At 71.5% G+C, this 22,481-nt stretch carries 22 protein-coding genes; 10 read left to right on the top strand and 12 right to left on the bottom strand.

Features of this window, described 5'->3' with window-relative positions; genetic code table 11:
* Positions 1-132 precede the first annotated feature (132 nt).
* The 3 genes from AB0G15_RS37485 to AB0G15_RS37495 form a co-directional block, all read right to left on the bottom strand.
* The gene (locus tag AB0G15_RS37485; RefSeq protein ID WP_362849607.1) at positions 133-480 is read right to left on the bottom strand and encodes a VOC family protein; all 348 of its coding nucleotides are present in this window, start codon (positions 478-480) and stop codon (positions 133-135) included.
* Positions 481-554: 74 nt separating this feature from the next.
* Positions 555-1,361 carry a helix-turn-helix domain-containing protein gene (locus AB0G15_RS37490; protein WP_362849609.1) on the bottom strand — a complete coding sequence of 269 codons (807 nt, stop codon included), beginning with the start codon at positions 1,359-1,361 and terminating at the stop codon, positions 555-557.
* A 221-nt stretch (positions 1,362-1,582) separates the two neighbouring features.
* Positions 1,583-3,655, bottom strand: coding sequence for a prolyl oligopeptidase family serine peptidase (locus AB0G15_RS37495; protein ID WP_362849612.1), 2,073 nt, complete (start codon positions 3,653-3,655; stop codon positions 1,583-1,585).
* Positions 3,656-3,973: 318 nt separating this feature from the next.
* Here AB0G15_RS37495 and AB0G15_RS37500 point away from each other — a divergent pair, with 318 nt between their 5' ends.
* The 3 genes from AB0G15_RS37500 to AB0G15_RS37510 all read left to right on the top strand — a co-directional run bounded on the left by AB0G15_RS37500 (position 3,974) and on the right by AB0G15_RS37510 (position 5,700).
* Positions 3,974-4,483, top strand: coding sequence for an HNH endonuclease (locus tag AB0G15_RS37500; RefSeq protein ID WP_329084484.1), 510 nt, complete (start codon positions 3,974-3,976; stop codon positions 4,481-4,483).
* 135 nt (positions 4,484-4,618) lie between these two features.
* Positions 4,619-5,440, top strand: coding sequence for a GNAT family N-acetyltransferase (locus tag AB0G15_RS37505; RefSeq protein ID WP_362849614.1), 822 nt, complete (start codon positions 4,619-4,621; stop codon positions 5,438-5,440).
* Positions 5,441-5,472: 32 nt separating this feature from the next.
* Complete coding sequence (locus AB0G15_RS37510) at positions 5,473-5,700, top strand: zinc ribbon domain-containing protein (protein ID WP_362849617.1); 228 nt, start codon at positions 5,473-5,475, stop codon at positions 5,698-5,700.
* 161 nt (positions 5,701-5,861) lie between these two features.
* Here AB0G15_RS37510 and AB0G15_RS37515 read toward each other — a convergent pair whose 3' ends face one another.
* The 3 genes from AB0G15_RS37515 to AB0G15_RS37525 form a co-directional block, all read right to left on the bottom strand.
* The gene (locus tag AB0G15_RS37515; protein ID WP_362849620.1) at positions 5,862-6,344 is read right to left on the bottom strand and encodes a WYL domain-containing protein; all 483 of its coding nucleotides are present in this window, start codon (positions 6,342-6,344) and stop codon (positions 5,862-5,864) included.
* Between the two features lie 81 nt (positions 6,345-6,425).
* Positions 6,426-8,264, bottom strand: coding sequence for a dihydroxy-acid dehydratase (gene ilvD, locus AB0G15_RS37520; RefSeq protein ID WP_362849623.1), 1,839 nt, complete (start codon positions 8,262-8,264; stop codon positions 6,426-6,428).
* A gap of 737 nt (positions 8,265-9,001) precedes the next feature.
* Positions 9,002-9,643: an NERD domain-containing protein gene (locus AB0G15_RS37525; RefSeq protein ID WP_362849626.1), complete on the bottom strand. Its 642-nt coding sequence runs from the start codon at positions 9,641-9,643 to the stop codon at positions 9,002-9,004.
* A 530-nt stretch (positions 9,644-10,173) separates the two neighbouring features.
* Here AB0G15_RS37525 and AB0G15_RS37530 point away from each other — a divergent pair.
* From AB0G15_RS37530 to AB0G15_RS37540, 3 genes are all read left to right on the top strand, one after another.
* Positions 10,174-10,473: a hypothetical protein gene (locus tag AB0G15_RS37530; RefSeq protein ID WP_362849629.1), complete on the top strand. Its 300-nt coding sequence runs from the start codon at positions 10,174-10,176 to the stop codon at positions 10,471-10,473.
* A 72-nt stretch (positions 10,474-10,545) separates the two neighbouring features.
* Complete coding sequence (locus AB0G15_RS37535) at positions 10,546-10,908, top strand: DUF5130 family protein (RefSeq protein WP_362686880.1); 363 nt, start codon at positions 10,546-10,548, stop codon at positions 10,906-10,908.
* Positions 10,909-10,989: 81 nt separating this feature from the next.
* The gene (locus AB0G15_RS37540) at positions 10,990-11,583 is read left to right on the top strand and encodes a hypothetical protein (protein WP_362849632.1); all 594 of its coding nucleotides are present in this window, start codon (positions 10,990-10,992) and stop codon (positions 11,581-11,583) included.
* A gap of 34 nt (positions 11,584-11,617) precedes the next feature.
* Here the strand turns inward: AB0G15_RS37540 and AB0G15_RS37545 are convergent, their stop codons facing one another.
* Together AB0G15_RS37545 and pepN are read right to left on the bottom strand one after the other, a co-directional pair.
* Positions 11,618-12,580: a hypothetical protein gene (locus AB0G15_RS37545; RefSeq protein WP_362849635.1), complete on the bottom strand. Its 963-nt coding sequence runs from the start codon at positions 12,578-12,580 to the stop codon at positions 11,618-11,620.
* A 191-nt stretch (positions 12,581-12,771) separates the two neighbouring features.
* Positions 12,772-15,339: an aminopeptidase N gene (gene pepN / locus AB0G15_RS37550; RefSeq protein WP_362849638.1), complete on the bottom strand. Its 2,568-nt coding sequence runs from the start codon at positions 15,337-15,339 to the stop codon at positions 12,772-12,774.
* 220 nt (positions 15,340-15,559) lie between these two features.
* Here pepN and AB0G15_RS37555 point away from each other — a divergent pair, with 220 nt between their 5' ends.
* Complete coding sequence (locus tag AB0G15_RS37555; protein ID WP_362686868.1) at positions 15,560-16,180, top strand: disulfide bond formation protein DsbA; 621 nt, start codon at positions 15,560-15,562, stop codon at positions 16,178-16,180.
* Positions 16,181-16,360: 180 nt separating this feature from the next.
* The gene (locus AB0G15_RS37560) at positions 16,361-17,770 is read left to right on the top strand and encodes an aldehyde dehydrogenase family protein (protein ID WP_362849641.1); all 1,410 of its coding nucleotides are present in this window, start codon (positions 16,361-16,363) and stop codon (positions 17,768-17,770) included.
* Between the two features lie 24 nt (positions 17,771-17,794).
* Here the strand turns inward: AB0G15_RS37560 and def are convergent, their stop codons facing one another.
* Entirely contained in the window at positions 17,795-18,283 is a 489-nt protein-coding gene (gene def, locus AB0G15_RS37565; protein ID WP_362686863.1) for a peptide deformylase, read from the bottom strand.
* Positions 18,284-18,381: 98 nt separating this feature from the next.
* Here def and AB0G15_RS37570 point away from each other — a divergent pair, with 98 nt between their 5' ends.
* Positions 18,382-18,849 carry a ribose-5-phosphate isomerase gene (locus tag AB0G15_RS37570; RefSeq protein ID WP_362849643.1) on the top strand — a complete coding sequence of 156 codons (468 nt, stop codon included), beginning with the start codon at positions 18,382-18,384 and terminating at the stop codon, positions 18,847-18,849.
* 23 nt (positions 18,850-18,872) lie between these two features.
* Here AB0G15_RS37570 and AB0G15_RS37575 read toward each other — a convergent pair whose 3' ends face one another.
* Positions 18,873-19,070, bottom strand: a complete 198-nt coding sequence (locus AB0G15_RS37575) for a hypothetical protein (RefSeq protein WP_362849646.1) — start codon at positions 19,068-19,070, stop codon at positions 18,873-18,875.
* Positions 19,071-19,224: 154 nt separating this feature from the next.
* Entirely contained in the window at positions 19,225-20,454 is a 1,230-nt protein-coding gene (locus tag AB0G15_RS37580; RefSeq protein WP_362849649.1) for a GNAT family N-acetyltransferase, read from the bottom strand.
* 119 nt (positions 20,455-20,573) lie between these two features.
* Here AB0G15_RS37580 and AB0G15_RS37585 point away from each other — a divergent pair, with 119 nt between their 5' ends.
* Positions 20,574-21,689, top strand: coding sequence for a PP2C family protein-serine/threonine phosphatase (locus AB0G15_RS37585; protein WP_362849651.1), 1,116 nt, complete (start codon positions 20,574-20,576; stop codon positions 21,687-21,689).
* 103 nt (positions 21,690-21,792) lie between these two features.
* Here AB0G15_RS37585 and AB0G15_RS37590 read toward each other — a convergent pair whose 3' ends face one another.
* Complete coding sequence (locus AB0G15_RS37590) at positions 21,793-22,398, bottom strand: response regulator transcription factor (protein WP_362849653.1); 606 nt, start codon at positions 22,396-22,398, stop codon at positions 21,793-21,795.
* Between the last annotated feature and the right edge of the window lie 83 nt (positions 22,399-22,481).

Raw genomic sequence — 22,481 nt, forward strand, 5'->3', positions numbered from 1 at the left:
ACACTCCCCCCACCCTCCCCCCCCCCCCGCTTCCCCAACTCCCGTTTCCCCACCGCGCCCGCCCCGCCGCGCGTGTTCGCTTGTTGGGGGGGGGGGGGGGGGGCCCCGCCCCCCCCCCGCCGCTCGAGGCCGTCAAGGCCGGTACGTTCCGAAGTACCAGTCGTTGCCCTCCGGATCCCTGCAGGCGTAATCGCGCGAGCCGTAGTCCTGGTCGGCCGGCTCCCTGGTGACCTCCGCGCCGGCCGCGACGGCCCTGGCGTGGTGGGCGTCGGGGTCGTCCACGACGACGTAGATCCCCGGCCCGCCCGGCTCGCCCGTACCGGTCATGATCATTCCAGTGCCGACGATCAGTTCGCCGTGGCCGACGCCCCCGTCGGCGGCCGTGACGAGCTCGTGGACCTCGAACCCGAACGCCTGGACCAGCCAGTCGACGGCCTTGCCCGGGTCGCGGTAACGGACCAGCGGATACACCGTTCGCATGCCCTCTCCTTCCCTGCGGTGATCACCACGATGTCACCGGCGGGAGCGGCGAGGCTTGGAGAAATCTGACCTGATCACCCGATGACGCGCGGGGGCGGCACCAGCTCGCGGGGAGTGGCGCCCGCCATGGTCCTGAAGTCGCGGTTCATGTGGGCCTGGTCGTAGTAGCCGCAGACGGCGGCGGTGTCGGCCAGGGACATGCCGGACCTCAGGCGGCCGGTGGCGTGCTCGAAGCGCAGCACCCTGGCCGCGGCCTTCGGCGCCAGCCCGATCTGGTCGTGGAAGCGGGAGACCAGGTGCCGGCTGCTCCACCCCAGCTCGGCGGCTATCGAGGCCACGGACACCGTGCCGCGGGTGGCGACCAGGCGCTGCCACGCCCAGCCGACACGGCGGTCGGGCGGCGGCGCCTCGCCGATGCGCCCGCTGAGCGCCTCGTCCAGCAGGGCGATCCTGGCGGCCCTGCCGGGGGCCTCGGCCAGCCGCTCGAGCGTGGTCGTGGCCCAGCCGCCCAGCACCTCCTCCAGGGAGACCACCCGGTTGGTCAGCTCCCGCAGGGGCACCCCGAGCAGCCGCCTGGCCCCGAGCGGCGTGAGGTTGACCTGCACGCCCTCGGCGATCCCGGCCGTGGTGGTGTCGACATAGGTGTCGTGCAGGCCGCCGGCGAACGAGGCCAGCAGCCGGGACCCCCCGGGGCCGCTCAGCGCGAGCGGCGCACCGAACCCGAAGATCATGACGACCCCGGCGAACGGTGGCCGCCGCTGGGAGGTGGGATCGGAGTGACGCTCGGTGTAGGCCGACAGGTGGGTGACGTGGGGCCGCAGGAAGGCCCCCGGGTCGCTCTCCGTGAAGGTCAGGCCCTCGGCCACCGCCGCGTCGTTCACGCCCCGACCATAGCCGCAGCCCCCGACAATCCGGCCGGCCGCCGCCGCCACAGCAGCCGCCGCCGGGGACGCCGGGGGCACACCCGGAGTCCCGGATACGCCCGTACCTTCCCGACCCCTGCCTTCCCGACCCGTGCCCCTTCGACCTGCGTCTCTGTGATCCACGCCTCCCGGGCCGTGCCTCTTCGACACGTCCTCTCAAGCCGTGCCCCGCCGCGCCTTCAGGAGGTCAGCCCGGTGTGGTAGGCGAGGAAGGTGAGCTGGTCGGCGGCGAGCTCGACGGTCTTGCTCACCGCGCGGGCCCCGTGACCGGCCTCCGCCTCGTTGCGGAGCAGGATCGGCCGGTCCGAGGCCTGGGCGTGCTGCAGCGCGGCGCACATCTTCCAGGCGTGCAGCGGGTGGACCCGGGTGTCGGACTGGAAGACGGTGAACAGCGTCGCCGGATAGGACACGCCCTCCCGCACATGGTGGTAGGGGGAATAGGAGTGCAGCCAGGCGAACTCGTCGGGCTTCTCAGCGGAGCCGTACTCGACGTTCCACGTCGCGCCCAGGCCGAACAGCTCGTAGCGGATCATGTCGAGCAGCGGCGCCGAGCAGACCACCGCGGCGTACAGCTCGGGGCGCTGGGTCAGGGCCGCGCCGACCAGCAGGCCGCCGTTGGAGCCGCCGGAGATGGCCAGCTGCGAGGACGTGGTCACGCCGGTGGCGATCAGGTGCTCGGCCGCCGCGTGCAGGTCGTCGAAGACGTTCTGCTTGTGGGCGAGCATCCCGGCCCGGTGCCACTCCTCGCCCTGCTCGCCGCCGCCGCGCAGCTGGGCGATGGCGTACGTGCCGCCCGCCTCGACCCAGCTCAGGATGGACGCGGAGTAACCGGGGGTCATCGAGATGCCGAAGCCGCCGTAGCCGTACAGGACGGTGGGGCGCGGGCCCTCGACGCCGGGAGGGGAGATCACCAGCATGTGGACCTCGCTGCCGTCGGCCGAGCGGTAGGTCACCTGCTCGGTGTCGACGGCGGGCACCTCGACGGCGCCGGGGGAGGCGGCCCAGAGCGTCGTCTCGCCGGTGCGGGCGTCGTAGCGCTGGATGCTCGGCGGCGTGGTGTTGTCGGTGTAGCCGAACCAGGCCTCGTGGCCGCCCTCGGGACGCTCGCTGATGCCGCCGATGGTGCCCAGCCCCGGGGTCGGCACCTCGCCGACGCGCTCGCCGGTGACCAGGTCGTGCACCGAGATCTCGCTGATCGCGTGGCGGGTCCAGCCGACGAGCATGACCGGGCGGTCGAGGCCGTCGAGGATCGCGAAGTCCGTCAGCACGGCCTCGTGGTCCTGCGGGATCAGGTCGCGCCAGTTCTCGAACCGCGGGTCGGACGGGTCGGTCACGCAGACGCGGGCACGCGGGGCCTCCCGGTCGGTGAAGACGTACAGGCGGCCGTCGCGGCCGAAGTGCAGGGCGCTCTGGGCGTCGACGCCCTCCTGGACGACAACCAGCTCGGGCGAGGAGTGGGAGGACGCCTGGAGGTCGGCCACCCACAGGTCGTTGCGCGGCGCCGTACCCCTGGAGGCGGAGATCTGCAGCCAGCGGCCGTCGAGGGAGACCGCCACGCCGTAGTAGTTGGTCTTCTCCATGTCCTCGCCGAAGATCAGGACGTCCTCCTCCGTGGAGGTGCCGACCCTGTGCAGGTAGACCCGGCGGTGGTACTGCTCCTCACCCTCGGGCACCTCGGTGGCGGGCAGCCTGCGCACGTAGTAGAAGGCCTCGCCGCCGGGCAGCCACGCCACGGGGGAGTAGCGGCAGCGGTCGATCGGCCCCTCGATCCGGTCGCCGTACGCGACGTCCATCAGGTAGAGGCTCGACTCCTCGTCACCGCCCACCGAGACCTGGTAGGCGAGCAGGCGGCCCTCCTTGTCGGGCTGCCAGGAGTCGAGGGTGGTCAACCCGGTCGGGTCGAGCGCCATCGGGTCGAGCAGCGCCCGCTCGGCGCCGCCGGGATCCACGGTGTAGAGCACGGCGTGCTCCTGCCCGGGGGTGCGCCGCATGAAGAACCGCCGCTCCCCGCGCCACGTCGGCGCGCCGATCGACCCCGAGCCGAGCAGCTCCGCGATCCGGGCCTTGAAACCCTCACGCCCGGGAAGGGCGTCCAGCTCGGTCTCCAGCAGTCTCTCCTGCCCCACCAGCCAGTCCTTCGTCGCCGGGTCGTCCGGGTCCTCAAGCCATCGGTAGGGGTCGGGAACAGGCACACCGTGGAGCTCCTCGACGAGCTCGAGACGGCTGGCAGGAGGGTACGGCTGTCGCGTCATGGCTGGAACCCTACGACGTCAGGGCCACGGGACGGGCTCATTGCGCGGGGGGCGTATCTGATCTGCGGCGGGAGGAGTTAAGAACTGGTAATGCGGGCATAAAACGTATCAGGTGTCTCTCCAGTCATTTATGGGTGGCGAGAACTACGTTGCAGCAGCCAAACTTGGTGAAGGACGGTGCCGTGGTGAGCATCCGCTGGGCCGTCCGGCGGAGGTCCTCGTGACGGAAGCGCCCGGGCCCCAGGAGGGGCCGCCAGCCGGGGCACGCATCGGCGTGCCCCCTCGATTGACGTGTCGTGCGGCGGGAGAGGCTCGCTGATGCGCCAGGTCCTGCTCTTGAACGCCACCTACGAACCCCTGACCACGCTCTCCCTGCACCGGGCCGTCGTGCTCGTGCTCAGGGAGAAGGCGGACGTCGTGCACCGTGACGGGCGGGGCGCCGTGTTCCGCTCGGCGAGCCGCACGCTCGACGTTCCCTCGGTGATCAGGCTTCGAAGATATGTCCGGATCCCCTACCGGTCGCGGATCCCGCTGACCCGGACCGCGCTGATGCGCCGGGACGACTACCGGTGCGCCTACTGCGGCCAGCGGGCCGAGACCATCGACCATGTCATCCCGCGCTCGCGAGGCGGCCCCCACACGTGGGAGAACTGCGTCGCGTCGTGCACGACGTGCAACCACCGCAAGGCCGACCGCATGCTGGAGGAACTGGGGTGGACGCTCAACGTCGCCCCGGTGGTGCCACGCGGCGTCCACTGGCGGTTGATCGGCGCGCACATCGTCGGCGACCCCCAGTGGGCGCCCTACCTCGCGGAGAGCGCGGCCTGAGGGCCGGGATCCGATGACGGGGCCCGCCGCGGCCGCCTTCCCGAAGGCGGCCGCGGTGGCCACGGACGCCTGCCGTGCCCGCGCGCCGGGCCCTGTCCGCTGGTGCGGAAGATCTACGATCGGCACAATCACCTCATGACATGGATCTTCACCTCCGATGTCGGGGCGTACACGGGCGTGGTGGAGCCGTGGCTGCTGCGGGACCCGGTTCGCAACACCGTCCTCCTCACGGTCCTGCGTGCCGTACGCAACGGCCTGTGGGGCGACGACCCGCTGCTGGGGCGGCTGGAGCGCGACGGCGAGGTCGTGGCGGCGGCCGTCCAGACGCCTCCCCACTTCCTCCTGCTCCCGGCGATCCCTGCGGACGTCGTGCCCGAGCTGGCCGCCTGCCTGATCGAGGCGGAGAGGGCGATCTCCGGGGTGAGCGGGCCGCTCCCGCAGGCCGAGGTGTTCGCCGCCTCCTGGTGGCGGCCCGAGGCGGGGCGTCGCGCCGAACGCCTCTACCGGCTCGGCGCGCTCGTCTCCCCGAAACCCCTCGCGGACGGGACCTCCCGTGTCGCCGGGCCCGCCGATCTCGACCTCCTGGTCCGGTGGAGCGAGGAGTTCCAGGCCGAGGCGGAAGGCATCGCCCACGTCGACCTGACCGCGCTGGTGGCCAGCCGGATCGCCAGGCGGGAGCTCATCGTGTGGGAGGCGGGCGGGCGGCCCGTCGCGTTCGCCGGGGCCTCCGTGCCCCTCGGCGGGATGTCCCGGATCGGCCCGGTCTACACGCCCGAGGAGTCGCGCGGGAAGGGCTACGGCACCGCGATCTCGCACGCGGTGAGCGCCAAGGCGAGCGCGGAGGGCGCCACCGAGGTGCTGCTCTTCACCGACCTGTCCAACCCCGCGTCCAACTCGATCTACCAGGCGATCGGCTACCGGCCGGTCGGCGACTACGCCTCCATCACCTTCGCGTGAGCGATCCGGGCAACCTGGGTAACCTTGGGGTCATGCCCCGATACGACTTCCGCTGCCGCGCTTGCGGGTCCACCTTCGAGATCTCCCGCCCGATGGCCCGCTCCGGGGAGCCCGCGCTCTGCCCCGACGGCCACGACGACACCGTCAAACTGCTCTCCACGGTCGCCGTGACCGGCGGCTCCGCGGGCTCGAGCTCCGCCGCGGCGTCCCGGCCCTCCGGCGGCGGTGGCGGGTGTTGCGGGGGAGGCTGCTGCGGCTAGCCCCGCCGCCGGCGGAGTCCCGGCCCGGAACCGCCGCGGCGGGGAATCCCCGCCGGGATCCGTCACCCGGGCCGGCTCGCACCGCCGGGGGACGGATCAGACGAACATCGGACGAACACGGCCGCTCCGGGCCTGCTCCGTGATCGGCCGCGTGCGACCGGTCAGGCGGCGCGCTTGCCCTGGAAGGGCAGGAACGCCTCGGCCCGGTGCGGGCGGGCCGACATGAAGGTGGGCTCGGTGGCGATGATCCGGTCGAACCTGAACGCCCGGATCGCGCCGCGCAGGCGGCACATCCCGACGAGATACCAGTATTCGCGGTGGACCATGCAGGTCACCGGGTCGACGTCGCGGACGGTGACCCGCCCGGAGACGTCCTGGTAGTGGAGGCGGATGACGAGGCCTGAGGTGATGGCGTTGGCGATCGTGCGGGCTCGGTCGGCGGTCGGGGCGGACATCGGCTCGGTGAGGGTCGCCAGGGTGGTGGCGACGATGTCGTCGTCGAGCTCCATCTGCTCGAAGGCGTGGCGCAGGCCGCTGCGGGCGGCGTTGGCCTGCGGACCCGACCCCAGATGCGCCATCGACAGGGCGAGGGCGGCGATCTCGGCGGTCGTCAGCGGGGCGGTGAGCTTCATGACATCAGCCATACCCTGATAATACGTCCGAGCACCGACATTTTTTCGAACTTCCTATCGGGTAAGGCATCTCTACCCAATAGGAAGCCCAGGTCAGCGGGACAGCTGTGACAGGTCGCGCGAGGCGCCGGTCGAGGCGGAGGTCGTGAGCGCGGCGTACGCCTGGAGCGCGGCGCTCACCTGGCGCTGGCGGTCGCGCGGCCGGTAGCCGCCCAGGTCGGCGAGGAGCCTCTCGCGGCGGGCGGCCAGCTCCTCCTCGGCGACCTTCAGCTCGATCGAACGGCCGGGGATGTCGATCGCGACGAGGTCGCCGTCCTCGACGAGGGCGATGGTGCCGCCCTCGGCCGCCTCGGGGGAGGCATGGCCGATGGACAGCCCGCTCGTGCCGCCGGAGAAGCGGCCGTCGGTGACCAGCGCGCAGTCCTTGCCCAGCCCCTTGCCCTTGAGGAACGAGGTGGGGTAGAGCATCTCCTGCATGCCGGGCCCGCCCTTCGGCCCCTCGTAGCGGATCACCACGACGTCACCGGCCTTGACCTTGTTGTTGAGGATGCCCTCGACCGCGTCGTCCTGCGACTCGAAGACCACGGCCGGGCCCTCGAACCGCCAGATCGACTCGTCGACCCCGGCGGTCTTGACGATGCAGCCCTCGGTGGCGATGTTGCCGTACAGGACGGCCAGGCCGCCGTCGCGGGTGTAGGCGTGCTCGGCGTCGCGCACGCAGCCCTCGGAGCGGTCGAGGTCCAGCTCCTCCCAGCGGGCGCCCTGGGAGAAGGGCTTGACGGTGCGGACGTTGCCGGGGGCCGCGTGCCACAGCTCCAGCGCCTCGGGCAGCACCTGCGGCGACTGAGGGTCCCAGCCGTCGAGGTAGTCGCCCAGGGTGCCGCCGTTGACGGTGTAGGCGTCGCGGTGGAGCAGGCCCGCCCGGTCGAGCTCGCCGAGGATCGCCGGGATGCCGCCCGCGCGGTGCACATCCTCGACGTGGTACTTCGCCGTGGCGGGGGCGACCTTGCACAGGCAGGGCACCCGCAGCGAGATCTCGTTGATCTCCTTCAGCCCGAAGTCGACCTGGGCCTCGCGGGCCGCGGCCAGGATGTGCAGGATCGTGTTGGTCGAGCCGCCCATCGCCACGTCCAGCGCCATGGCGTTCTCGAACGCGTCCTTGGTCGCGATGGCGCGCGGCAGGACCGTCTCGTCGTCCTGCTCGTAGTGGCGGCGGGTGATCTCCACCAGCTGGCGGCCGGCGTCCTCGAACAGCTTCCTGCGCGCCTTGTGGGTGGCCAGGATCGTGCCGTTGCCCGGCAGCGCGAGGCCGATGGCCTCGGCGAGGCAGTTCATCGAGTTGGCGGTGAACATCCCGCTGCACGAACCGCAGGTCGGGCAGGCGTTCTCCTCCATCTCCAGCAGCTCGGCATCGGAGACGGCGTCGTTGGCGGCGGCGATCATCGGGTCGATCAGGTCGAGCTTGCCGTTGGGGGTCTTGCCCGCCTCCATCGGCCCGCCGGAGACGAAGACCGTGGGGATGTTGAGCCTGAAGGCGGCGAGCAGCATGCCCGGGGTGATCTTGTCGCAGTTGGAGATGCAGATCAGGGCGTCGGCGCAGTGCGCGTTGACCATGTACTCGACCGCGTCCGCGATCAGCTCCCGGCTGGGCAGCGAGTAGAGCATGCCGCCGTGACCCATCGCGATGCCGTCGTCGACCGCGATCGTGTTGAACTCGCGCGGGATCGCGCCCGCCTCGCGGATCGCGCCGGCGACGACGTCGCCGACCTCGCGGAGGTGGACGTGCCCGGGGACGAACTGGGTGAAGCTGTTGGCCACGGCGATGATCGGTTTCCCGAAGTCCTCGCCGGCTACGCCCGTCGCCCGGAGCAGGGCCCGGGCCCCGGCCATGTTCCTGCCGTGAGTGACCGTACGAGACCTGAGGGCGGGCATGAGGCTTCTCCCATCATCGAAACCGTGTCTACAAATGGTACGGCTATCGCCCGGTGCGTGAGACGCCTGTCCACGCCGCGAGACGACCGGCGGGTGACCACAGGTTCCGCCGACACCGCACGAACATGATCGACGTACGAGACGGGGCAGACGGGGCCGGGGCGGCGAGGCGCCGCGCCGGTGTCCGGGACGGTTCCGGAACGCCGACGGGGTACGGGGTGGGCACCGGGGCGGCGACCGGTGGGCCCGACAGGCCCAGGGTGTTCCCCGACACTACCGAAGGTCTCCGTGCCCGGCGAACCCGGGACGAGCGACGCCCGCGCCGAAGGGGCCCCGGTCACCCGCCACCCGCCGCGACGCCCGCGCCGGAAAGGCTTCGGTCACCCGCCACCGGCCGCGCCGGAAAGGGCCCCGGTTCACTCGCCGCGCGCCGCGACGCCCATGCGGGAAGGCCCTCGATCGCCCGCCGCGACGCCCGCCCGGGAGGGGCCGGGCTCCCGGCGCGCCCGCGGGCACGGGAGGCACGCGTGCCCTTCCGTCCCCGCGGGCACGGAAAGTACGCGGGGACGGAAGGGCGCGCGGGGACGGAAAGGGACGGAACACGCGGAGGCGTAAGGGGGCGGAAGAGGGAGGGGAGACGGGAGTCGCCGGGCCGGGGCGCCGTGGCGGGGCGGACTCCCGTCGGTCCCGACGGGGAGGCGCGGTCGGTCGAGAACGGGCTCGCGGGACGGCCGGGATCAGTTCTCCGGATAGCGCGCGGGCAGAACCTGCTGGGCGGCCTCGAAGATCCTGTCGATCTCGGCGTCGGTGAGTGAGCGTTCCCGTTTGGTGATCCATTTACGGACACGGCTGCCGTCGAACACGTCGACCTCGCGGACGTTGAGGACCTTCCAGGGGATGGCCGGGCCGTAGATCGCCAGGGACGGCACGATCGTGACCTCGCGGCCCAGCTCCGCGCCGATCAGCTCTCCGGCCTGGGAGGCCTCCCAGCGGGCCTCGTCGAGGCGGGGCTTCTGGCTGAACGGGCCGTGGAACAGCTTGCGGTGCGACTGGACGCGGACCGGCAGGCGCTTGTCCCACTTCTCGGAGTCGACCGCGTAGACGCCGGTGGGGCCCACGACCAGATGGTCGATCTGGGCCTCGCTGCCGGGGATCGCACGGGCGTGCAGGGTGCGGTAGCCCCCGCGCTCCAGCCGTTTCAGCTGCATCTCCGTGCGCCGCTCCGCGACCGAGGCGCGCCGCCAGGCGGGCACCGACGAGTTGGAACGGGCGCGAAGCACCGTGTCGACGATCGCGGCCACCACGGCGGCGCTGAGGCCCAGCGGCCAGCTGGCCAGCAGGACGCCCGCGAGCACGCCCACGCCGACCGAGACGAGCACACGTCGGCGCAGGTGGCGGTACTTCGGGTGGTCGAGCAGACTGCGCAGCGAGGCGCGCTCGACAGGTGCGTACGTAGACGCTGGCGCGGCGGGTCGAGACGTCGGCCGGTCCTCGGCCTGTCGGTCACTGACCCAAATCGGTGACGTAGTGTTACCGTCTTCTGGTACCTGACCGGAATCCACGTAACTCACGGTAGCTGACGTCCTCGGGGGTGCCTAGTATTGCGTATCTCATACTTTTGTGACCGCCGTCACCCGCTTGGCACTGCTATGAACCGGGTACCTTAGGAACTTTTCGCTCTGGATGACCGCGTGCTCCGCGCCTGCCGCGCGGGGCGTGACCCACGCTCATGATCTTAACCCCCCGGAGCGGGCGGAGGCGGCCGTGCGGCACGGGGAGAGCCCACCCGCCGGTACGCCGATCTCCGTGTCGTCGCGGATCGAGCCGCCCGCGGAGGTTTACGAAGCGAGCGCGGACCCGCCGTCCGGTGGCCCTCGACGGGGGATCGGCGCCGGGTTACTTTTGAGATGTGGACAGTGCGATCGAGGTCTTCGGCTTTCTCGTCGGAGTCTCCGGCGGCCTGTTCCTGCTCATCGCCCTGCTCGTGACGATGCCCGGCAGGCTGCGTGACAAGGCCGCGAGGAGCACCTCGGCGGGTGCGGTCTGGCTGGGCGGCCCGCTCGGCAGCGAGCGGGGGATCACCGGCTCCGTCCTCGTGCTGACCGGGGGGCGGCCCGCCGGGCCCCCGGCGCCGGAGGCCGACTGGGTCGCGCTCGCGGAGACCTCCGAGCCCGGACGGCACACCGGAGGGGCGTCGGCGGCCTGGTGAACCGGCCGACCGGTGAATCACCGGACCGGTGAAGGCACTGGTGAAAGCGCTGGTGAAGGCGAGGTGGCGGAGATGCTCACTCTGACCCCGACACAGGGGGACGACGTCCGCGGGGCCCTGCGCACCGCGGAGCGGAACACCGGGCTGCGTTTCGCCGCCTACCTCGGGCCGGCGATCGGGCCGCGCCGCCACTTCTCCGAGCGGCTGCACGCCGCGCTGGGCGCCGACGCCGACAGGGCCGTGCTCGTCTTCGTGGACCAGCGGGGGAGGGCGCTGGAGATCGTCACGGGTTCGCTGGCCAGGGAGTGGCTGCCCGACGCCGAGTGCCGGGTGGCCGCGACCTCGATGGCCGCGGTGCTCGGCCTGGGCGACCTGGTGGGCGGGCTGGTCACCGGGGTCCTGCTGCTCGCGGACCAGGCGTCGCGGCGCAGGTGATCCCGTGGTCCCGCCAAGTAAATGATCTTCAGGAGGATCCGTTCGGGCGGGAAGAGGATGATTTTCCCGGATAATCGGCTCGTGCTGAGGATCATGTGGGACGCGCTGCCGGGTCGCTCTCGCAGGAGGTCCGCGGCGGAACGGGAGCCGGACAGGATCCTCGACTACGTCCAGGCGACGCTCGCGGACGCCCGCCGGAAGGTCCGCAGGGAGGACGAGACGGCGGCCATCCTGCTGTTCACGACGGGGGCCGCCGCCGGTGCCGTCGCCGTCGGGCTGCTGAACGGCCACTGGAGACCCGGCGACCTGTCCAGCAGGATCGAGTGGCTCTGGTGGACGAGCATGTTCTTCTGGCTGATGGGGATGCTCGTGCTCGCCGGAGCCCTCTACCGCCGTACGGCCGGGCTCGCGGGCAGGGCCCTGGAGCGGCGCCGCTTCTATCCCGGGGGGTTCGCCGACGATCCGCCGCCGGCACCGGACCCCCGCCTGGGGTACCGGGTGGCACCTCCCGCGAGTGGCGACGCCGAGGCCAGGGTCGACCTCGCCGTCCTGGAGATCAGGAGGCTCAACGCCGTCGGGGACGCCAAACAGCGCTACATCCGCCGGAGCGTCCTGCTCATGACGTTCTCCATCGCCTGCTGCGCGCTGTCGCTGCTCATCGACGGCTCGCTCTGAGCCTTCGAGTCCCGGTCGGGCCGGGCCCGGCCGGTCAGGACTGGAGAAGCTTCACCAGATACGTGCTGATGTCCGTCAGCAGCGTCGAGGGCGTCACCGGGACGCCCGCCACGGCGGAGAACAGGGCGGGCAGTCCCGGCAGCGGGAAGCCGTCGTCCTCGGACGCCTCGCCGCCCACGCCGTTCTTGGCCAGCACGGTCCGGCTGCGCTCCCACGCCTCGGTGACCTCCTCGGGGGAGGGCACGCCGAACCCGTGGCCCACCGGGGCCGCGTGGCGCAGCCGCACCAGCGGGGTGTCGGCGAAGGCCAGGGCCACCCGGGAACGCAGCGCGAGGTCGTCACGGCGGTCCGGGTCCACCCAGTCCATCGCGGTGCAGGGGTTGCGGCAGTCGGCGACGCAGGTGGCCAGCGCCCCGGCCACCTGGCTGTGCTGGCGGTCGAAGTAGGCGCGCCACCCCTCGGCCGGCTCCCCGGCCACCCGCAGGGTCCGGTTCACGGCCGACTGCTCGGCCCTGGTGTGGTCGCAGTCGCGGTCGCCGATCACCCCGAACCTGCTGCCCGGCGCGGTGAGGCCCTCCGGCCAGCGCGCCGGGTCACCGGCGCTGCCGAGCACCGGCTCGAAGGCGAGCAGCGGGAGATACTCGCTGGCGATGTGGAGCGCGGCGACCATGGGGCTCAGCTCGCGGCGGTGCCACCTGACCGCGATGACCTCCAGAAGCAGCCCGTACGCGGGCCGCAGCGACTCCAGCGCGCCGCGTGGCTGCTCGCGGGGCGTCTGGGGCATCGTGCAGGCCCGCGCCCGCCGCCGTAGATCGCTCGGCACGGCCCGCGCCTCGGCGGCGAAGTCCTCCGCGTCGAGCGAGAGCAGCCGCTGGCCGAACTCGCACGCCGCCTCGATGTTGCCGGCGTCCTTCACCACCCCCGAGGCGAGGGCCCCGACGTCACCGAAGGCGTATCTGCGGGCCAGGGAGACGAGCAGGTCACGCGCCGATTCCACGTGATTACCCTCTCACGACCCACGAACGACAGGATTGTTGCCTACGCAAAACGAGGCGCGGAGCGCTTCCCCCGCTTGGTGACTATTTCTACCAGTATTTGCCGGGAATCAGCCAAGGCTTCGTCCAGGGCACCCGCGAGGCCGGTCCGGCTTCTTCGTGGCCGGGACCGGCCTCGCGGGGTGAGCCGGTCTCAGGCCGCCGAGGCGTCCTTGGCCTGGGCGCGCAGGGCACGGCCGATGCTGTCGGCACCTTCGAGCAGCAGGCGCTTGAGGGCGTGCGGCGGCTGGGTGGACGAGATGAGGTCCTGGGTGGCGGCGACCGTCTCGGGGGAGATGTTCAGCGCCGGGAAGCAGCCGTTCGCGAAGTTCTGGGCGCTGTCGGAGCTCCAGGACGACCAGATCCTGCCGATCTCCTCGAAGTACTTCGCCCCGTACGGCTCCAGCAGGTCCGGGTGGCGCGGGTCCATGAAACCGGCGATCGTCGAGCGGAGCAGCGCGCCGCTCAGCCTGCCCTCGGTGATCGCGGCCCAGGCATTCGCCTTGCCCTGGGCCGTGGGGATCCCGGCGCGGCAGAGCGCGGCGGAGCGCTCGCCCGTCGCGGTGGCGTCGCGCAGCAGCTCCTGGGCGATGTCCTCCTCGCCGAGCAGGCCGCCGGAGACCAGGGCGCCGGTCAGCGTCCAGCGCAGGTCGGTGTCGACGGTGAGGCCGTCGAGCACCGTCTCGCCGTCCAGCAGCCCCTTCAGGAACGCCAGGTCCTCGGTGGAGGTGGCCACGGCCGCCAGCGCGTTCAGGTAGGCGAGCTGGTGGTCGGAGCCGGGCTCGGCCGCGGTGACCAGGCCGCGCAGCGCGGAGGCCAGCCGGGCCAGGCCCTGGGCGCGCCAGGCGGGGTCGGCGTACTGCTGGACGGCCAGCCGGGCCTGGCGGAGCACGGTCTGGGCGACCGTGATGTCGGTGACCGACTCGATGTTGGAGACGACCAGGGTGAGGTAGTCGCGGGTGGACATCTCGGCGTCGCGGGTCATGTCCCAGGCGGCCGACCAGCACAGCGCGCGGGGCAGGGACTCGGTGAAGGCGCCGATGCCGCCCTCCGTCACGGTCCGCAACGACCGCTCGTCGAGCCTGACCTTGGCGTACGTCAGGTCGTCGTCGTTGATCAGGACCAGGTCCGGCTGGACCTCGCCGACCAGCTCGGAAACCGCGGTGCGCGCGCCGACGACGTCCAGCTCGACCCGCTTGACGCGGACCAGCTCGCCGTCGCGCAGGGAGTAAAGGCCGATGGCGACGCGGTGCGAGCGCAGCGTCGGGTAGTCGGCCGGGGCCTCCTGGAGCACGTCGAACTCCAGGAAACGGCCCTCGGAGTCGACGGTGAACGACGGGCGCAGCGTGTTGACCCAGGAGGTCTCCAGCCACTCCTTCGACCAGGACGACAGGTCGCGTCCCGAGGTGCGCTCCAGGGCGCCGAGCAGGTCAGCGAGCGTGGTGTTGCCCCAGGCGTGCTCGTTGAAGTAGTCGCGGACCCCGGCCAGGAAGTTGTCCAGCCCCACGTAGGCGACGAGCTGCTTGAGGACCGAGGCGCCCTTGGCGTACGTGATCCCGTCGAAGTTGACCTCGACCGCGTGCATGTCGACGATGTCGGCGGCGATCGGGTGGGTCGAGGGCAGCTGGTCCTGGCGGTAGGCCCAGGCCTTCTCGACGTTGGCGAAGGTCGTCCACGCGCCCTGGCCCCAGCGGGTGGCCTCGGCCTGGCAGAGCACCGAGGCGTAGGTGGCGAACGACTCGTTCAGCCACAGGTCGTCCCACCAGCGCATGGTGACCAGGTCGCCGAACCACATGTGCGCCATCTCGTGCAGGATCGTCTCGGCGCGGCGCTCGATCACCGCGTCCGTGACGCGCGAGCGGAAGACGTAGTCCTCCAGGAAGGTCACGCAGCCCGCGTTCTCCATCGCCCCGGCGTTGAACTCGGGCACGAAGAGCTGGTCGTACTTCCCGAACGGGTAGCGGACGCCGAAGACCCTGTGGAAGAAGTCGAAGCCCTGCCTGGTCACCTCGAAGAGGTTGTCCGCGTCGAGGTGCTCGGCGAGCGAGGCCCGGCAGTACAGGCCCAGCGGGATGCCGTCGTGCTCGGAGGTCACCTTGTGGTACGGCCCGGCGCACAGCGCGGTGATGTAGGTCGACATCACCGGGGAGGGCGGGAAGTGCCAGCGCTTGGCCGCCTGGAGCGCGCCGTGCTTGCCGCGGTGCTCCGGCAGATCCTCGGCCGCGTCGGGCGCCGCGTTGGAGATGACCTCCCAGTGGGACGGCGCGAGCACCGTCAGCTCGAAGGAGGCCTTGAGGTCGGGCTGGTCGAAGCACGCGTACATCCGGTGCGCGTCGGCCGTCTCGAACTGGCTGTGCAGGTAGACGCTCTTGTCGACCGGATCGACGAAGCGGTGCAGGCCCTCGCCGGTGCGGCTGTAGGAGCAGTCGGCGTCCACCTGCAGCTCGTTGGTCTCGGCCAGGCCCGGCAGCGGCAGCCGCCCGGTCTCCGGGTCGTAGCCGCTCACGTCCAGCTCGACGCCGTTGAGGACGGCCTTGCGCACCTTGGCGCCGGCCAGATCGACGAACGTCTCCGCACCCGGCCGGGTGCTGGTGAAGCGGACCGTGGTGACGCTCTCGAAGCGCTCCTCACCCTCGGTCAGGTCGAGCTCCACCGCATAGGACTGCACGCTGAGCAGCCGTGCGCGCTCGCGCGCCTCGTCACGGGTCAGATTGCCTGCCACTACCGCTCCCTCTTCACAACTTCCCCCGCTCCATTGCTAAGGGGTGACTGAATCCTGCCACGTAAGGGCGCGGACCGCCGCTTCGCATCAGCCTGCGGACTGATACCCGGATTCGAGAATAAAGAGGCATGTCAAGGTATTAATAAGCCTGCGGAATAGGAGACTCCGTCGTCCGGGTTGTCGCTACCGAACATGCCTCACGACCAGGAAGCCGGAGAAAATGACTGAGCGCACCCCTGTGGATCTCTGGTTCGACCCCTTCTGCCCGTTCGCGTGGATGACCTCTCGCTGGTTGCTGGAGGTGGAGAAGGTGCGGTCGATCGAGCCGCGCTGGCACATCATGAGCCTCAACGTGCTGAACGAGGACAAGGACGTCCCCGACACCTACCGCGAGATGATCGCCCAGGCCATCGGGCCGGTCCGGGTGGTCGCCGCCGTGCAGGAGAAGTACGACTCCGAGACGGTCGGCCGCCTCTACACCGAGCTCGGCACCCGTTTCCACAACCAGGGCAGGCTCAAGGAGCTCGACACGCTCCGCGAGACCGTCGAGGAGGCCCTGGAGGCCGCGGGGCTGGACCGCGCGTTCGCCGACGCGATGGACTCGACGGAGTTCGACGAGGTGGTACGCGCCTCGCACAACGACGGCATCGACCGGGTCGGCCAGGAGGTCGGCACCCCCGTGATCTCCGTCGACGGCGTCGCCTTCTTCGGCCCGGTCATCTCGCCGGCCCCCAAGGGCGAGGAGGCGGGCAGGCTCTGGGACGGCGTGCGCCTGGTTGCGGGCACCGACGGTTTCTTCGAGCTCAAGCGCTCCAGGACCCGGCAGCCGATCTTCGACTGACTCGTTCCCCCCGCCGCCCGCGTCCGCCCGCCCGTCCCGCGCGACCGCGGCCGGCGACCCGCCGGTCTCTCCGAGCCGCCGTACGGCCCAGCTGTGCTCCCGTACAGAGATCATCGTTGTACGGGAGCCGCGTCCGGCTCGCCCTCGCGTAACAACGGCACGCACGCAAGGATGAGGGACATGCGTCACCTTTATCTGAACGGAGCCTGGCAGCCGTCCGCGTCGGCCGAGAGCATCGACGTGATCAATCCCGCGACCGAGGAGCTGATCGACAGGGTTCCCGCGGGAGCGCCCGCCGACGTCGAGGCCGCCGTGGCCGCCGCACGCGCGGCCTTCCCCTCCTGGTCGGCGACGCCCCCCGCCGAGCGAGGCGCGATCCTCGCCGCGGCCGCGGACCTGGTACGAGAACGCTCCGACCAGATAGCCAGGATCATCGCCACGGACATGGGCGCCCCGTACGGCCTGGCGATGAGGGTGCAGACGCTGATGCCGGCCGGGGTGCTGGCCTCGTACGCCCAGCTGGCCGAGACCTACGACTTCGAGGGCGGGCAGGTCGGCAACTCCCGCGTCTTCAGGGAGCCGGTCGGGGTGGTCGCCGCCATCACCCCCTGGAACTACCCGCTCCACCAGGTCGTCTGCAAGGTGGGCGCAGCGCTCGCCGCGGGCTGCACGGTCGTGCTGAAGCCCAGCGAGGTGGCGCCGCTGGCGGCCTTCGCGCTCGCCGGGATCTTCGACGAGGTCGGGCTGCCCGCCGGGGTCTTCAACATGGTCAGCGGCTACGGCCCGGTGGTGGGCGAGGCGCTGGTCACCCACCCCGAGGTGGACATGGTGTCGTTCACCGGCTCCACCCGGGCCGGACGCCGGGTGGCCGCGCTCGCGGCCGAGACGATCAAGCGGGTGGCCCTGGAACTCGGCGGCAAGTCCGCCAGCCTGGTCCTGCCGGACGCCGACCTGGAGGCGGCCGTCAAGGCGACGGTGGCCAACGCCTTCATCAACTCCGGCCAGACCTGTTCGGCATGGACCCGCATGATCGTCCATCGCGACCGGTACGACGAGGCCGTCCGCCTCGCCGTCGAGGCCGCGGGGAGATACACCGTCGGCGACCCCTTCGACGAGGGGACCAGGCTCGGCCCTCTCGTCTCCGCGGCCCAGCGCGACCGGGTCGTCCGCTACATCAACCGGGGCCAGGAGGAGGGCGCCCGGCTGATCGCCGGAGGCACCGACCGGCCCCTGCCGCGCGGCTTCTACGTCGAGCCCACGGTGTTCGCCGGGGTGGAGCCGGGGATGGTGATCGAGCAGGAGGAGATCTTCGGCCCGGTCCTCACGATCATCCCCTACCTCCGGGGTGAGGACGAGGCGGTCGCCATCGCCAACGGCACGCCGTACGGCCTGGCGGGCGCGGTGTGGGCGGGCGACGAGCAGCGCGCGGTCGCGGTCGCCCGGCGGCTGCGCACCGGCCAGGTGGCGGTCAACGGCGGCCGGTTCAACCCGCGGGCGCCCTTCGGCGGCTACAAGCAGTCGGGCCTCGGCCGCGAGCTGGGCGAGTTCGGGCTCGAGGAGTATCTGGAGATCAAAGCCGTCCAGCTTTGACGGCCGCTTCGGCCGTCGCCGGGATCAGGGGGCCTGGAGCAGGACCTTCCTGGCGGCGTCCCTGGCCAGCCTGTCCACGTAGAGCCTGCCGTCGAGGTGGTCGGTCTCGTGCTGGAAGCAGCGCGCCAGCATGCCGCGGGCCCTGATCCGGATCGGCCGTCCCAGCCGGTCCAGGCCGCTCACGGTGACCCCCGCGGCCCGGGGCGTCCTGGCGTAGATCGGGGTACCGGTCCCGCGGTCGGGGACGGACAGGCAGCCCTCCTCGTCGAGGACCTCGGTGTCGTCGTCCACGGTCAGCTCCGGGTTGATCACATGGCCCTTGCGGTTGCTGCAGTCGTAGACGAAGATCCGCTTCGACACGCCGATCTGCGGACCGGCCAGGCCGACGCCCTGGGCGGCGTACATCACGGCGAACATCTCGTCGATCATGCGCCGCAGGTCGCGGTCGAAGTCGATGATCGGCTCGGCGGGCGTGCGCAGGACAGGGTCACCGACCACTCGGATGTCACGCATGTGGGGGCTCTCTCTGTAAGGGTTCTGTAAGCATTGCGGCTATTACTCTATCCGGGGGCCGGGTGGAGCCGCCCGCGTACACCTGCGAAACTGTGCGGGTGCGCGTCTACATCGGTGCCGACCATGCCGGCTATGAGCTCAAGAACCACGTCGTCTCCTGGCTGAAGGAGCACGGCCACGAGGTCGAGGACTGCGGTCCCTTCGTCTACGACGCGGAGGACGACTACCCGCCGTTCGTGCTGCGCGCGGCCGAGGGCGTCGTGGGCGACCCGGGCAGCCTGGGCGTCGTCATCGGCGGCTCGGGCAACGGCGAGCAGATCGCGGCCAACAAGGTGCGCGGCGTCCGCGCCGCCCTGGCCTGGAGCGAGGAGACCGCCAGGCTCGCCCGCGAGCACAACAACGCCAACGTCGTCAGCGTCGGCTCGCGGATGCACGAGCCGGAGGAGGCGATCCGGTTCGTCGAGATCTTCCTCGGCACCTCCTACTCCGGGGCCGAGCGGCACAACCGCAGGATCGCGCAGCTCACCTCGTACGAGACCATCGGCCAGCTCCCGCCGCTGCCGTAGCCCTCAGCGGCCCTCAGAGGCCCTCAGCGGTGGCGCTCGCGGGGTGGAACCTCCCCGCGCGGGGGCTCCCTGCGTGTCCCGTTGCGAGCCGGCTCCTTGCGGGGCGCCTCGTCGCGCAGGGGGCGGCGGTCCGCGGCCTCCTGCTGCTCCCGGGACGGGCGCGAGACGTCTCGCGCCCGCATCGCGGTGATCGCGTTGATCTGCAAGCTCTGCAGTGCCATGCCGGCCACCATAACCCGCTCCGGCCCGCCCCGGCCTGAACGGCTCGGGACCGGCTCCAACCTGACCGGTCCCGGCCCGAACGGTCCCGGCCGTCCGGAGTGGCCGGGGCCGTCGCCGGGGGAGCCGTCAGATCGTCCGAAGACCGAGGAGCCGTCAGAAGACCAGGCCGCCCCAGGGGGCGGGGCCCCACGACATGGCGGTGGACAGCTCCCGCAGGGCCCCCGCGCGCGACTCGCGTACCACCCCCGCCGCCAGCAGCGCCGCCAGCGGCCGCCCTCCCAGGTAGGCGGCGCCCAGCACGGAGACGGGCAGGGTCAGGTCGGCGGGGTCGTCGGAGGGCGCGCAGCGGGCGCCGGAGGTGTCGGCCGTCAGCCGCCAGCGGCGCGCGTTCCACGGGCACAGGGTGTCCTCGACCTCGATCACCACGTCCACCGGCGCGCTGTAGCGGCGGGCGGGAAGGGCCCGTTCGACGTCCACGACGCGGACCCACAGGTCGTCCAGCCAGAGCGCGTGGAGCCGGCGCGGCTCGGCGAGCAGGTGGATCAGCGGGTCGTCCGAGGGCCTGCTCTGGGCGAAGACGTGCGAGACCAGGTCGCGGTCCAGGACGTGCCGCCAGAGCAGCGCGTAGGCGGCGGGGTCGAGACCGAACAGCTCCTTGAGCCGCAGCTCGCCGGCGGGAAGGTCGTGGTCGTCGAAGGAGGCCTTGATCCGGAAGAGCGCGTAACCGCGCGGGCCGCCGTCGTCCTCGGCGACCACGGCGCGCAGCGGACCGGCGCCGCCCTGGTCGGGCTCCCGGTCGGTCAGCACCGTGTCCCAGCGGGCGGGCGTGCGGGCGTACAGTCCCGGACGCTGCTCGAACGCCGACTCGTAGATCTTCTCGAAGGTGGACCTGGCCTCCGCGGGCCTGACGACGCGCAGCCGCAGGGCGGGATCGGCCGGGGCGTGCCGGGTGAAGGCCGCGCTCGCCGTGGGGATCCGGAAGACCATGCAGTCCGAGGCCCTGCCGTAGCCGTAGCGACCGTAGATCGCGGCCTCGGCGGCGTAGAGCGCGGCGACGGCCTCGCCCCGCTCGTGGAGGTCGGACAGCTGGCGGGTCATCAGCGAGGAGAGGATGCCCCGGCGGCGGTGCGAGGGCAGCACGCCGACCGCGGTGACGCCGCCGACCGGGATCGGCCCGCCGGGCACGGTCATGCTGAAGCTGTACACCGCGGCGGTGCCCACGAGCAGGTCACCGTCGAACACGCCGATCGAGCGGTCGAACTCGAGGTTGCGCCTGAAGATCTCCTGCCGGTGTTCCGGGGTGGCGGCGCCGAACGCCTCCTCGTCCACGGTGTTCCAAGCGGACCATTCGGCTTCGCCGATCGGACGTAGGCTGAGAGTCATCTTCCAAACGGTAGTAGGGGACAAACGGTTCCGGCCATCTAATATCCCTGCTTAATGATCAAGGCGTTGGTCAAGTGGGCTGCCCAAACGGAGGGCGGCCAGATACAGTCGAGCGCATCATGAGTTCCCGTCCGGTGCCGCTGCTCCCTCCGGCGCTCCGCGCGTTCCTGGTCCGCGTCCCCCTTCTCGTTCCCATCGTGCGCTTCCTGCGGCGCGGTCCTCTGGCGCGCGACCGGAACCTGCTCATCACCCTGACGCTGCTGACCCTGCTGATCGGCGGGCTGGCCGCCAGGGTGTCCATGGAGTGGTTCTCCCCGGCGCTCATGATCCCGGTCACCCTCGTGGCGGGGCTCCAGCTGAGGCTGAACAGTCTCGTCAAGCTGCTGTGCGCGGTCGCGGTCTCCCTGGTCTACGTGGCCGTGGTGCGAGGGGTGGGACACATCGGTCCCGGCCTGCTGGTCACCTTCGGCTTCACCGCGGTGCTGGCCGCGCTGATGGCCCGCACCCGGGGCAAGCTCGGTGTGCAGGGTCTGCGTGGCGACGTGATGTTGCTGGAGTTGCGCGACCGTCTCAAGAGCCAGAGCGACCTGCCCCCGCTGCCCAAGGGGTGGGGCTCCAAGGTGGTTCTCAAGCAGGCCGGAGGCTCCTCCTTCGGCGGCGACTTCCTGGTCTCCATGCGCGAGGACGACACGCTGGAGCTCGCCCTGGTCGACGTGTCGGGCAAGGGCGTCGACGCGGGCACCCGGGCGCTGCTGCTGTCGGGCACCTTCGGCGGGCTGCTCGGCTCGGTCGCCGACTTCCTGCCCGCCTGCAACACCTACCTGCACCGCCAGCGCGAGGCCGAGGGCTTCGTCACGGCGGTCCATCTCCGGCTCGACCTCGTGACGGGCGAGTACGTCATCACCTCGGCCGGTCACCCCCCGGTGGTCAAGTTCGAGTCGGGCACCGGGACGTGGCGGGTCTCCCCGGCCAAGGGGGTCGTCCTGGGTGTCGTGCCCGACCTGCACTGCGAGGCCGACCGGGGGATGCTGCGCAAGGGCGACGCCCTCATGCTCTACACCGACGGCCTGATCGAGCAGCCGGGGCGCGACATCGACGCCGGTCTCGACCGCCTGCTGGGAGAGGCCGAGCGCCTGGTGCCCTCGGGGTTCCGTGACGGTGCCCGCAACCTGGTGGCCTCCATGTCGTCGGGCCACAACGACGACTGCGCCCTCATCCTCATCTGGCGTCCCTGACAGGCGCCGGGGGAAGGCACGTCTCCCCGGGGAGGCTCCTCGGGGACGAGGGATCGGGGACTTCTCGGGAACGAGGGATCAGGGACGAGGAAAGAGGGAGGGCTCAGAGCCACCCGGAGTCGCCGGCGATGCGTACGGCGTCGAGACGGTTGCGTGCCTGGGTCTTGCACATGATCCGCGACAGGTGGTTGCGGACCGTTCCCACGGAGAGGAACAGCTGGTCGGCGATCTCGCCGGATCTGGCCCCCTGCGCGACCAGCCGGAGCACGTCGAGCTCCCTGCGGGTCAGAGGGTTCTCCGCCGACCTCAGGGCCGCCACCGCGAGCTCGGAGTCGACCGCCCGCCGGCCGGCCGCCACCTGGCGGACGCCGTGGGCCAGCTGCTCGGGGCCGACCTCCAGGCCCATGAACCCGAGCGCGTGGGCGGCGAAGGCCCGGCGGACCTGGCCGGGGCTGGGGTCGCGCGACAGCAGGAGGACCCGGCAGCCGGGAGCCTCCTCGTGCAGCCGGAGCGCGGTGGTGAGACCGCCGACGTCCGGCAGGTCGAGATCGATGACCGCCGTCTCCGGCGCGTGCCGCAGCACGGCGGGAAGCACGTCCTCCCCGGCGGCCACGTCGGCCACCACCTTCATGTCGCTCTCGTTCTGCAGCGTCGCCACCAGCCCGCGCCGGACCAGGGGAAGATGCTCGGCAACCAGGATCCCGATCAAAACGCTCCTCTCTCCCGCCCTCACCTTCATCAAAGAGTGTTCGTGCGATCGCTGAATGTCAACGGAGTGTGTCCAATCGGCAA

The sequence above is a fragment of the Streptosporangium sp. NPDC023825 genome, assembly GCF_040639575.1.
GTDB lineage: Bacteria > Actinomycetota > Actinomycetes > Streptosporangiales > Streptosporangiaceae > Streptosporangium.